Annotated in this window: 13 protein-coding genes, 1 tRNA gene, 1 other RNA gene and 1 other annotated feature; of the genes, 4 read left to right on the top strand and 11 right to left on the bottom strand. The window is 40.8% G+C overall.

Annotation, left to right across the window (positions count from 1 at the left end; all coding sequences use genetic code 11):
* Nucleotides 1–31 precede the first annotated feature (31 nt).
* From MHB67_RS00155 to tadA, 6 genes are all read right to left on the bottom strand, one after another.
* Nucleotides 32–256, bottom strand: a complete 225-nt coding sequence (locus tag MHB67_RS00155; RefSeq protein WP_024425764.1) for a YaaL family protein — start codon at nucleotides 254–256, stop codon at nucleotides 32–34.
* An 18-nt stretch (nucleotides 257–274) separates the two neighbouring features.
* A complete protein-coding gene (recR, locus tag MHB67_RS00150) occupies nucleotides 275–871 on the bottom strand; it encodes a recombination protein RecR (protein ID WP_003218094.1) in 597 nt (198 codons plus the stop codon).
* 15 nt (nucleotides 872–886) lie between these two features.
* Nucleotides 887–1210, bottom strand: a complete 324-nt coding sequence (locus MHB67_RS00145; RefSeq protein ID WP_008342011.1) for a YbaB/EbfC family nucleoid-associated protein — start codon at nucleotides 1208–1210, stop codon at nucleotides 887–889.
* Between the two features lie 26 nt (nucleotides 1211–1236).
* On the bottom strand, nucleotides 1237–2949 hold the full coding sequence (gene dnaX, locus MHB67_RS00140) for a DNA polymerase III subunit gamma/tau (RefSeq protein ID WP_103132796.1): 1713 nt from the start codon (nucleotides 2947–2949) through the stop codon (nucleotides 1237–1239).
* A 329-nt stretch (nucleotides 2950–3278) separates the two neighbouring features.
* Nucleotides 3279–3543, bottom strand: an RNA gene (gene ffs / locus MHB67_RS00135) — signal recognition particle sRNA large type.
* Between the two features lie 76 nt (nucleotides 3544–3619).
* Entirely contained in the window at nucleotides 3620–4096 is a 477-nt protein-coding gene (gene tadA / locus MHB67_RS00130; protein ID WP_103132795.1) for a tRNA adenosine(34) deaminase TadA, read from the bottom strand.
* A gap of 79 nt (nucleotides 4097–4175) precedes the next feature.
* On the opposite strand from tadA, the gene MHB67_RS00125 reads away from it, so the two are divergent.
* The 4 genes from MHB67_RS00125 to MHB67_RS00110 all read left to right on the top strand — a co-directional run bounded on the left by MHB67_RS00125 (nucleotide 4176) and on the right by MHB67_RS00110 (nucleotide 7441).
* On the top strand, nucleotides 4176–4730 hold the full coding sequence (locus MHB67_RS00125) for an isochorismatase family cysteine hydrolase (protein WP_024425761.1): 555 nt from the start codon (nucleotides 4176–4178) through the stop codon (nucleotides 4728–4730).
* A 45-nt stretch (nucleotides 4731–4775) separates the two neighbouring features.
* The gene (locus tag MHB67_RS00120) at nucleotides 4776–6077 is read left to right on the top strand and encodes a glycoside hydrolase family 18 protein (RefSeq protein WP_025092701.1); all 1302 of its coding nucleotides are present in this window, start codon (nucleotides 4776–4778) and stop codon (nucleotides 6075–6077) included.
* Between the two features lie 84 nt (nucleotides 6078–6161).
* Nucleotides 6162–6785 (top strand): deoxynucleoside kinase, encoded by a 624-nt coding sequence (locus tag MHB67_RS00115; protein ID WP_044335752.1) that lies wholly within the window; start codon nucleotides 6162–6164, stop codon nucleotides 6783–6785.
* Entirely contained in the window at nucleotides 6782–7441 is a 660-nt protein-coding gene (locus tag MHB67_RS00110; protein WP_044335754.1) for a deoxynucleoside kinase, read from the top strand. The genes MHB67_RS00115 and MHB67_RS00110 overlap by 4 nt, the downstream gene beginning before the upstream one ends.
* Before the next feature lie 89 nt (nucleotides 7442–7530).
* Here MHB67_RS00110 and MHB67_RS00105 read toward each other — a convergent pair.
* From MHB67_RS00105 to pdxS, 5 genes are all read right to left on the bottom strand, one after another.
* Nucleotides 7531–7623 (bottom strand) — tRNA-Ser (locus MHB67_RS00105).
* A 326-nt stretch (nucleotides 7624–7949) separates the two neighbouring features.
* Nucleotides 7950–8780 carry a methyl-accepting chemotaxis protein gene (locus MHB67_RS00100; RefSeq protein WP_024425758.1) on the bottom strand — a complete coding sequence of 277 codons (831 nt, stop codon included), beginning with the start codon at nucleotides 8778–8780 and terminating at the stop codon, nucleotides 7950–7952.
* 101 nt (nucleotides 8781–8881) lie between these two features.
* Nucleotides 8882–10156 carry a serine--tRNA ligase gene (serS, locus tag MHB67_RS00095; RefSeq protein WP_024426746.1) on the bottom strand — a complete coding sequence of 425 codons (1275 nt, stop codon included), beginning with the start codon at nucleotides 10154–10156 and terminating at the stop codon, nucleotides 8882–8884.
* Between the two features lie 49 nt (nucleotides 10157–10205).
* Nucleotides 10206–10422, bottom strand: a binding site (T-box leader).
* Between the two features lie 53 nt (nucleotides 10423–10475).
* Nucleotides 10476–11066 (bottom strand): pyridoxal 5'-phosphate synthase glutaminase subunit PdxT, encoded by a 591-nt coding sequence (pdxT, locus tag MHB67_RS00090; RefSeq protein WP_024426747.1) that lies wholly within the window; start codon nucleotides 11064–11066, stop codon nucleotides 10476–10478.
* 20 nt (nucleotides 11067–11086) lie between these two features.
* On the bottom strand, nucleotides 11087–11971 hold the full coding sequence (pdxS, locus tag MHB67_RS00085; RefSeq protein ID WP_024425756.1) for a pyridoxal 5'-phosphate synthase lyase subunit PdxS: 885 nt from the start codon (nucleotides 11969–11971) through the stop codon (nucleotides 11087–11089).
* Nucleotides 11972–12033 lie beyond the last annotated feature (62 nt).

Here is a 12033-nt window from a genome sequence, read left to right as displayed (position 1 = left end):
GCATATGAGAGGACTATGTATAATAGACCTGCTATTTCCAGTTGTTTAAACGTAAATTCCTCTTTTTCGCTTCTCTCAGATAGAAAAAGTACTTTGCTTGAGCAAGCTTTAATTCGAATAGAATGTCCGGTGAAGGCTCAACGCTATTTGCGACAAGCTTTTTTTGTCTGTTCCATTCTTCCTTTTGCTTAAAAAGCTGTTGAATTAATTTCTCATCGAATTCTTTTCGAATTGATTTTCTGCGAAGAAAACCCATGTACCGTACTTCTCCTTCCTACATCTCACGTCTGCCTTCTAGAGCCTTAGACAGTGTAACTTCATCCGCATACTCTAAATCCCCGCCTACTGGAAGTCCGTGAGCAATGCGAGAGAGTTTAATTCCTGATGGTTTTAACAATCTGGAGATATACATGGCTGTTGCTTCTCCTTCAATGTTTGGATTGGTTGCAAGGATCACCTCTGTCACTTGATCGTCTTGCAATCTTTTTAATAGGTCAGGAATTTTAATATCCTCTGGGCCAATTCCGTCCATTGGCGAAATGGCACCATGAAGCACATGATATAAGCCGTTGTATTCTTTCATTTTTTCCATTGCGATTACATCTTTTGGATCCTGCACTACACAGATAACAGATTGATCTCTTCTTGTATCTTCACAAATATAGCAAGGATCTTGGTCTGTGATATGACCGCATACCGAACAATAAGTTAAATTACGCTTTGCATTTACAAGCGCCTTCGCGAAATCTAGTACGACATCTTCCTGCATACTAAGAACAAAAAAAGCCAGACGGACCGCAGTTTTCGGTCCGATTCCTGGCAATTTCATAAAGCTGTCAATCAGCTTTGATATTGGTTCAGGATATTGCATCTTCAGTTATTCCTCCTAGAATAAACCTGGCATGTTCATTCCTTTTGTGAATTGACCCATCGTTTCATTCGTTAGCTCATCGACTTTTTTCAATGCATCGTTTGTCGCAGCAAGTACAAGATCTTGAAGCATATCGATATCTTCTGGATCAACAACTTCTTCATTAATTGCTACATCAACGACTTCTTTTTGTCCATTTACTTTGACAGTGACCATACCGCCACCAGCTGTACCTTCAAGAACTTTTTCTGCAAGCTCTTCTTGAGCCTTCGCCATATCCTTTTGCATTTTTTGCATTTGTTTCATCATTTTTTGCATATTTCCCATTCCACCGCGCATATGAACACCACTCTCTTTCATTTTTATTAATCTTTAATTTCAATTAAATCAGTTCCTACTAATTTTTTTGCTTCCGCAATCAATGGATCCTCTTCAGTAGAAGTTCCCTGACCATCTGCTTGTTCATCCGGCTGATGATCTCTTAAAAATTCTTCTCTTATTTTACCCCATTGAGCGTCAGGAACGCCAACTAATTCCACTCTTTTTCCTAACATAGACTCTAGCAGTTGTTCAAGATTGGTCCGAACACCGCTTTTATCTTCAGCAACCATTTTACAATGTATTTCAAATTTGAATTTTAAAACAAAGGCATGCGAAGCAGCCGCAACTGGCTCACTGTCCGTTAATAACGCAGCGTGAGACACCTTATTCTGCTGTTTCAACTGGGCAAGGAGCTCTCCCCATTTGCTTTTAATTTTTTCTAACTCAGGCCGTTTCGCTTCTTTTAGAATCTCATGAATTCGGCCGACAGGAGCACGATAGCCATTTTTGTTACTCGTTTGTGGTCGAGGCGCTTCCTTTTTTTCTTGAGGGCTATGAGATGGAGACATTGGTACACCTTCGGCTCTTAGCCTCGATAGTTCCTGTTCCAGCCTGTTTATTTTATCTGTTAGCGCTGTTAAATCAGCGTCAGCATGGCCTTGTGTCAATCCTGCTGTTGACTGACACAGCTTTACAACAGCTACCTCAAAGAAAATCCTTGGATGATTTGTCCATTTCATTTCTTGGTGGCTTTTATTCAGGACTTCAATGGTTTCATACAGAAACTGAGGTGTCACACGATCTGACAGCGCCACGAAACTTTCGTCGACCTTTACCTTTTCAAGGACACCCTCGAGATCTGGTGCCGTTTTATAAAGCAGCATATCTCTAAAGTAAAAAATCATATCCTCTATTAATTTAGCAGCATCTTTCCCCTGCTGGAGCAATTCATTTAATGTATCTAACGCTGTGGCAATATTTTGATCAAAAATTGCTTCAGCAAGCTGACTAATGAAATGCTGAGATACAGCACCTGTAATGAGCAGCGCATCATCAATTGTCAATTGTTCACCACTAAATGAGATCGCTTGATCCAAGAGACTTAGTGCATCACGCATACCGCCATCAGCTGCACTAGCAATAATCTCGAGCGAACCCTCCTGTACGTCAAGGCCTTCTGCATCTACAATTTTCTCCATTCTTCCAACAATATCTTTAGTCGTGATTCGTTTAAAATCAAATCGCTGACAACGAGATATGATGGTAAGAGGAATCTTATGGGGCTCTGTGGTAGCCAAAATAAAGATACAATGAGCAGGCGGTTCTTCCAGCGTTTTAAGGAGAGCATTAAATGCACCGATAGAGAGCATATGTACTTCATCTATAATATAAACCTTATATGTAACCGCCGAAGGAGCAAATTTCACTTTATCACGTATATCCCGGATTTCATCTACCCCGTTATTCGAGGCAGCATCTATTTCAATCACGTCTGAAATTGAACCGTTTGTAATCCCTTTACAGGCATCACATTCATTACACGGCTCGCTAACAGGTGACTTTTCACAGTTCACTGCCTTAGCAAAGATTTTGGCAGCACTTGTTTTACCTGTTCCTCTAGGACCTGAAAATAAGTAAGCATGAGAAAACTTTTTCTGCAAAAGGGCATTTTGCAACGTTTTTGTGATGTGTTCTTGTCCAACAACATCCTCAAAAACTTGAGGTCTGAACACTCGATATAAAGCTTGATAACTCACAAATACGCCCTCCTCCATTTATCATCCTTTTCATTATACATGATGCACCGATCAATTCAAAAGCACACCTTTATTTTCTAATATGCCAAAAAGATGATTTCAACTAGAGATTTTCTACTTTCTATGTATTAAAAACGTATTTTCTAGCTTTGTAAAAAGACCTGAAACCCCAAACAGAACACCAGTTCCTTTTGCGGTTAGTGAAAAAACAAATGGCTCTAAAAAGACTTTTTATCTATTTGTATAACCAAAGCAGTTAAGCTATTCTTGGAACAGCAACAAAAAACTCACCTAGTTAAACTAGATGAGTTACATTTAATATTGATTTACCGTGCACCTTCTGTCGATTCGCTACCCCAAGCGTTACTTAAACAGTTAGCTCGGCCCAGGCAACCCTGCGGCACATGAGAGGTTTCACTTAATGCTGCTTCCTTCCGGACCTGACATGGTTCATGAATTCCCATTGCGCAGGACCCAGACGTCAACACCACTTATTTAAGGCAGACCTTGAAGTAAACGAACCTCGAGAAGGGATTCGGCCTCGCTAGAGCGGATTGCGAGTACAGGGCACCGCTACCTCCCCGCTTAGCACGGCAAAATGAATATTAAATTGTTAGTGACGCAGACATAAGTATACCTTCTTACAGCTCAAATTGCAAACGACATCCATTCATTTACTTTTGGCGTGTTTCTTTCGCTGACGGAGGTTTCGGAAGAACTGACTTAACAGCTCACCACACTGATTTTCAAGTACACCACCGATGACCTCAGACTGATGATTGAACCGTTCATCATCCAGTAAATTCATTAAAGTACCTGCGCATCCACCTTTTGGATCGTATGCACCAAAAACGACCTTTTTCACTCTAGAGAGAACAATAGCACCCGCACACATTGGGCATGGCTCAAGCGTAACGTAAAGCACAGCATCTTCTAAACGCCAGCTCCCTGTCGCTTTACATGCTTCATCAATAGCAAGTAATTCTGCATGTGCAATCGAACGCTGCTCACTTTCCCTTAAATTATGAGCCCGGCTCACGATTTGATCATCAACAACAATGATCGCACCAATCGGCACTTCCCCAATTTGTTCTGCTTTTAAGGCTTCAGAAATGGCTTCTTGCATAAACTTTTCATCTTTCGTCATGGCATGGCTCTCTTTTCATGTTTTTTAAAAGGAAATTGAGGTTAACATATTATCACAATCTTTTAAAGGGGGTCTTATTTTGTCAAAGCAAAAAAAGGCGCTGCTTATTATCGACATGATTAATGATTTTGATTTTGAAATGGGACATGTGCTTGCAGAAAAAACAGAGCAAATGACCAATAAAATTTTAGCTCTTAAACAACATGCTTTCAAGGAAAATTGGCCAATCATTTATATCAACGATCACTACGGACTTTGGAAGGCTGATATCCAAGCTGTTTTAGAAACATGCAAAAACGAAAGAAGCGCTCCTATTTTAGAGAAAATGACACCATCAAAAGATAATTACTTCTTAATTAAACCTAAGCATTCTGCCTTCTACGGTACTGCACTAGAGACACTCTTAAATGAATTAGGTGTTGAGGACATTATTCTAACTGGAATTGCCGGAAACATTTGCGTTTTGTTCACTGCAAATGACGCATACATGCGAGAATACAATCTAATTGTACCTAAAGATTGTATCGCTTCAAACGACGACAGAGATAACGACTACGCTTTAACGATGATGGAGAACGTTCTTCTAGCCAAAATCACTACCGCTAAGGAAATCACGAATGAAAATCAAACATGATTTAGCTATAACCCTCATAAATTGTTAGCAATAACAAAGGGGGCGTTGACTATTCAAATTTATGTTGTCAAAAGAGGAGATACTTTAAACGACATTGCTATGCGTTTTAAAACGACAGTCAATGAAATCATCCGTACTAACGAAATCGAAACACCAAATCAACTCGTCATTGGACAAACAATTGTCATTCCAATTAGAGGTCAATTTTATGAGGTCAAACAAAATGACACACTATATCAAATTGGTAGACGGTTTCAAATCTCAGTGGAAGAATTGGCACGCGTGAACAGAATTCGACCTGAAGCGATACTGCCTATTCGTTTCTTGCTCTATATTCCACAAAGACCGAAAAGGAACATTAATTCCAATGCTTATATTGAACCACGGGGAAATCAAGTCAGTGAAAACTTAAAGCAGGCAGCTAGAGAGGCCTCCCCATACTTAACCCATTTAGACGTCTTTAGTTTTCAAGCACAAAGAGATGGGACACTGCGAGAACCACCGTTAGACCAACTACCCCAGATTGCCGCTCAGAACAGAACTGTATTAACCATGGTGGTGACAAATCTAGAGAATGAAAAATTCAGTGATGAACTTGGGCGTATTCTTTTAACTAACCAATCTGTCAAAACGGCATTTTTAAATGAAATTGTTCGAGTTGCCAAAAAGTATCAATTCAAGGAAATCCATTTTGATTTTGAATATTTACGCCCTGCTGATAAAGATGCTTATATTCAATTTTTAAGAGAAGCAACAGCCCGTTTCCATCAAGAAGGATGGACAATATCTGTTGCACTTGCACCAAAAACAAGTAGTCAGCAAAAGGGCAAATGGTATGAAGCCCATGACTATGAAGCAATCGGTAAGATCGTCGATCACGTTGTGTTGATGACCTATGAATGGGGGTACAGCGGCGGCCCTCCACAAGCTGTCTCTCCAATTGGACCTGTCCGCCAAGTCATTGAATATGCACTAACTGTCATACCTGCCAATAAAATTGTAATGGGGCAGAATTTATACGGCTATGATTGGACACTTCCTTTCGTCCAGGGCGGCCCCATAGCCAAAGCCGTCAGTCCTCAACAAGCAATTGCACTTGCTAGAGAGCACAATGTCTCTATCTTATACGACGAAACAGCACAAGCACCCCATTTTCGTTATACAGATGCCAACAACAAAGAGCATGAGGTCTGGTTCGAAGACGCTAGATCAATTCAAGCAAAGTTCAACCTCATCAAAGAGCTAAATTTGAACGGCATTGCTTATTGGAAATTAGGTCTATCTTTCCCACAAAACTGGCTCTTATTATCAGATCAATTTAATATTGAAAAAAGAACGACATCGTAATCCATTCACTCTATCTATTAGAAGGGGTATGGTACAATATACATTGGTTTGCAACTTTAACTTTATAGATAGAGGAGAACGCCTATGTATCCTGCCCCTTTTATTGCAGTGGAAGGCCCGATTGGAGCCGGAAAAACAACTTTGGCTACAATGCTTGCGAAGGAATTTCAATTTCCTTTAGTAAAAGAGATTGTAGAAGAAAATCCATTCTTAGATAAATTTTATGAAGATATGGAACAATGGAGCTTTCAGCTTGAGATGTTCTTTTTATGCAATCGGTTCAAACAGTTAGAATCAATTGAAGAAAACTATGTGAATAAACAGCAGCCAGTTGTCACTGATTATCACGTCTATAAAAATATGATATTTGCAGAAAGAACATTATCAAAAAAGCACATGGATAAATACAGAAAGATCTATCACCTGCTAACAGATGATCTTCCTAAACCAAATGCCATGATCTATATAAAAGCCAGCCTTCCCACCTTACTTGAAAGAATACAGATGAGAGGACGCTCTTTTGAAGAAGACATCGACCCAGCTTATTTAAAAACACTCATTGAAGATTACGAGCTGGCCATTGAACATTTAAAACAGACTGAGCCAGGGCTTCCTATCATTACAATTGAAGGAGATCATACAGACTTCGTTTCCTCAAAGCAAGATTACCAGCAAATTGTACAGAACATAAAGGAGCAAGTGCTATGAACAAGATCGAAATACCAAAGGACGCAGTCATCACAATTGCCGGGACTGTTGGTGTCGGCAAATCAACTATGACCAAAACAATAGCGGACAAGCTAGGGTTTCAAACCTCTCTTGAAAAAGTAGATGATAACCCATATTTAGAGCCTTTTTATTCAGATTTCCAAAGATGGAGCTTCCACTTACAGGTCTATTTCCTAGCTGAGCGTTTTAAGGAGCAAAAGCGGATTTTTGAATCTGGCGGAGGATACGTACAAGATCGTTCCATTTATGAGGATACTGGCATATTTGCAAAAATGCATGCGGACAAAGGTACGATGTCTGAGGTCGATTATGAAACGTATACAAGCCTATTTGAGGCGATGGTGATGACACCTTACTTCCCTCACCCTGATGTCCTCATCTATCTACACGGGGATTTAGATCATATTTTACATCGTATTGAAGAACGCGGCAGAGAGATGGAAACTCAAACTGACCGAGCTTATTGGGAAGAAATGTACACTCGATACACGGAATGGATCGATCAATTTGATTTATGCCCAGTGATTAAAATTAATATTGAAGATTACGACTTACTTCATGATGAAAGCTCACTTGATCCCATTCTTCATGAAATAGCTTCTGTTATTCAAAAAAATCGCTCTAAAACAAAATAAAAAAAACCGCTGCATTCGCGAAATGCAGCGGTTTGACAATTTCCAATTTTTATGCTTGCGTTCAATTCAACTAAGGTAAAAAATCAATATGGCGGAGGAAGAGGGATTCGAACCCCCGCGGGCTTTGACACCCCTGTCGGTTTTCAAGACCGATCCCTTCAGCCGGACTTGGGTATTCCTCCGTATCGACAAGAATTAATATACCATATCATTTTATTTGAAGTCAACATCTTTTCGAAAAAAATTTCAATATGTGATTTCGGCATGATATTTGCCTATAAAAAAGCAGCCATTGATGGCTGCTCCAGATTGTTGACAAAGGGCTAAAATGATTTTGATTTTAGCCCTTTGTCTTCTTTTCAGCGTGATAGAAAACCTTTGCAGCCCTAGGAAGGGCGAGCACCGGAGCGGAGCGAATTTGACATTCGTGAGCACCGAAGCGCAGACCTGACACCGAATGCGAGGGTTTGTCTACACGCTGAAGCAGCCATTGACGGCTGCTCTTGATCTATTTCGTATCCTGTCTAATTTCTTCAATAAACTGATTCATCTCTACTTTAAACTCATTTAATGACTCGATAATCTTCGTAAAGTCTGTCACTTGTTTGGCTTGTTCATTTGTTGAACTGCTGATTTGTGAGATGTTTTCAGACAAAGTGCCAATGCTGTCTTGGATTTCTTTTAAAAATGTATTAATGGTTTCAGCCGCTTCCTTCGAGCCATCTGATAATTTGCGAACTTCATCAGCAACGACAGCAAACCCTTTTCCGTTCTCGCCTGCTCTTGCGGCTTCAATTGCAGCATTTAAACCGAGCAGATTTGTTTGTCTAGCGATCCCGCCAATGGTTTTGACGACTTCTTCAATATTCGCAGATTTCTCTTCCGCTCTTCCTGCCTGTTCGCTTATTTCTAAACTTGTGGCAGCCAGCTCTTGAGAATGTGCAGCAATTTGCTCAATTCCACCTTGGAGTTCTTTCGCTACTTTATTGATTTGCTCCATATAACCGCTTAATTTCTTTTCACGATGATGTGAAAATGCCACTAAAAAAGAGCCAATTACTTTTCTATCTTCATCAAAAATCGGGTAACCTTTTACAGCAATTTCATAACCATATAAATGCTCTGGTAAATGACCGTCATATTCTTGTCCTCTTAATGTCGTCGCCACATTTTGGTCTTCTGGGTTCAATGGGTCTCCAACTTTCATACCAAAATCTATTGTGTTAGACGGGTAATAACATAGTATCTTCTCTGTATCTGTGATGCCGAAAAGAATACTTTCATCTAGTACCTTTCTAAGTAAATGAGCCATTTCAACATAATAGTCAAGCCTATTCAAGGTTATTCCTTCTTTCCTAGAAGCTTTTAATTTTTTTATCGGCTAAATTTAGGAAAACTGTAGGACTTTTGGTAAAAAGAAAAAGATGCCTTGACGGCATCTTATTTCATCACTTCTTTATTTCCCATATAAGGACGCAGTACTTCAGGAATGATCACTGTGCCGTCCTCTTGTTGATAGTTTTCTAAAATAGCCGCTACGGTTCTTCCTACCGCTAAGCCAGATCCATTTAATGTGTGGACATGTTCTGGCTTCGCTTTAGGTTCTGGACGGAAACGAATGTTTGCACGTCTTGCCTGGAATGCTTCGAAGTTACTGCAAGAAGAAATTTCACGATACGTATTCTGGCTCGGAATCCACACTTCGATATCGTATTTCTTCGCAGCTGTGAATCCTAAATCTCCCGTACACATGCTCATGACACGGTATGGCAGGTTCAATAGCTGAAGAACTTTTTCTGCTTGATTTGTTAGTTTCTCTAATTCTTCATAAGAATCTTCTGGTCTGACAAATTTCACAAGCTCTACCTTGTTAAATTGATGCTGACGGATGAGTCCACGTGTATCTCTTCCAGCAGATCCAGCTTCTGATCTAAAGCAAGCACTGAATGCTGCATAGTTGATCGGCAGTTGTTCACCTTCAAGAATTTCGTCACGATGCATGTTCGTAATTGGCACTTCAGCTGTTGGAATGAGGAAGTAATCTTCTTCACGAATTTTAAAGGCATCCTCTTCGAATTTTGGAAGCTGCCCAGTTCCTGTCATACTTGCTCTGTTGACCATGTAAGGTGGAAGCACTTCAGTAAAACCAAACTCATCCACATGTAAATCAAGCATAAAGTTATACAATGCGCGCTCTAAGCGTGCGCCAAGCCCTTTATAAAAAACGAAACGGCTTCCTGTCACTTTTCCTGCACGTTCAAAATCAAGGATTTTTAGCTCATCAGCTACGTCCCAATGTGGTTTTGGCTCAAATGAGAAGGCTGGCTGTTCGCCCCATTTTCTCACTTCCACGTTGTCGTCTTCTGTTTCACCAACTGGTACAGAGTCATGAGGGATATTTGGAATTGAGAACAGGATGTGCTGCAAGCTTTCTTCTACTGTTCTTAGCTCATCATCCAGCTTCTTGATCTCATCTCCTACCTCACGCATTTCTTGAATAATGTGATCGGCGTCTTTCTTTTCTCTTTTTAGAACGGCCACTTGCTGTGATACTTCATTTCTTCGGCTCTTTAATTCTTCTGTTTTCCCGATTAATTCTCTTCTTTTTTGATCTAGCTCACCAAACTTATCAAAATCCGCTAAATCTTCGCCTCGGTGTGCTAATTTTTCTTTGATTTGATCAAAGTCCGTGCGCAGTTGTTTAATATCAAGCATGTGTAACACTCCTTTTTTTATCGAAAAATAAAAAGAGCCCTCATCCCATGAAAGGGACGAGAGCTCTCGCGTTGCCACCCTGATTGAAAACATGCAGAAGCATGCTTTCCTCTTTCCTCTGTAACGGTATCACCGTAAATGCTTACTTCTCGTGTTTCAGCATTTCGCTCAAGGATGGATTCAGAATGCATCTTTCACCGATTCTCACCAACCATCGGCTCTCTGAGAAAGAGGGGCTTCTTACTATTTCCCGTCAACGCTTTTTCGATCTTTGATTGTGATTTTAATGTACTATAAGTTTTATCTCTTTTCAACCGTTTTATACAGCAAGCTTCGTTTTGTAGGACTTCACCATGTCTACAAACAGCTGTGTTAACCGGTGATCGTCTGTCAGCTCTGGATGAAAAGAGCAGCCTAAGATATTGTTTTCTTTCGCCATCACAATCCTGCCATCATATTCAGCCATGATTTCTACGTCATTATCTGCGCTGATGATATGAGGCGCACGGATGAATACCCCTGTAAACGGCGCATCCAGTCCTTTTACTTTTAAATCTGCTTCAAAACTGTCTACCTGTCTGCCAAAAGAGTTCCGTGCAACAGATACATTTAACAGGCCAAGATGAGCATCTTCTCGATCTTCGATATGCTTAGCCAGCATAATCAAACCGGCACATGTCCCGAAAATCGGTTTCCCTTGAGCAGCGAACGCTTTGATCGGTTCAATGAATTGGTACGTATCCATAAGTCTCCTCATCGTCGTACTTTCTCCACCAGGGATAATCAAACCGTCAACGGATTCTAGCTCTTCTACGCGTTTGATAATCTTTCCTTCTGCGCCGCAGGCTTCAATCGATTGAATATGCTCTCTCACCGCTCCTTGAAGCCCAAGTACACCAATTGTCAGCATGTTCGTTTGCGCTCCCTTAATTACCAGCCACGCTCTTGCATACGTTCTTCTGGCAGTAGATTTGAAATTTCAATTCCTTTCATAGCTGTTCCAAGCTCTTTTGAAAGGTCTGCAATGAGACGGTAATCAGTGTAATGAGTCGTTGCTTCAACAATCGCTTTTGCAAATTTAGCTGGATTGTCTGATTTGAAAATACCAGACCCGACAAATACACCGTCTGCTCCAAGCTGCATCATTAATGCAGCATCTGCTGGTGTCGCAACGCCTCCTGCTGCAAAGTTCACAACTGGCAGCTTGCCGTCTCTTTTGATTTGCAGCAATAATTCATAAGGCGCGCCAAGATTCTTGGCTTCTGTCATCAGTTCATCTTCACTCATAGCCGATACTTTACGAATCTGAGCATTGACCTTTCTCATATGACGCACAGCTTCTACGATGTTGCCTGTCCCAGGTTCTCCTTTTGTACGAAGCATAGAAGCGCCTTCTGCGATACGGCGGGTTGCCTCACCTAAATCGCGGCATCCACAGACAAAAGGTACTGTGTATTCATTTTTATTTAAATGGAATTCCTCATCTGCGGGCGTCAGCACTTCACTCTCATCGATATAATCAACACCAAGTGCTTCAAGAACACGAGCCTCGACGATGTGGCCGATACGTGCTTTTGCCATGACTGGAATCGTTACTGCATTTTGTACTTCCTCTACGATTCTTGGGTCTGCCATACGGGCAACACCGCCTGCTGCACGGATATCAGCTGGTACTCGTTCTAGTGCCATGACTGCCACCGCACCTGCTTCTTCTGCAATTTTTGCCTGCTCCGCATTGACGACATCCATAATGACGCCACCCTTTTGCATTTCTGCCATTCCACGTTTCACTCGTTCAGTTCCCTTATTGCTCACAATAGTTTCCTCCCATTTGTCTATTCGATTCATTCAACATCTTTATCATACAAGCGAGGAAG

Source organism: Bacillus sp. FSL H8-0516 (genome assembly GCF_038635285.1).
Lineage (GTDB): Bacteria > Bacillota > Bacilli > Bacillales > Bacillaceae > Bacillus > Bacillus safensis.
Note: the sequence above shows the minus strand (reverse complement) of the source record. Positions and strands in the feature narration are given on the sequence as shown.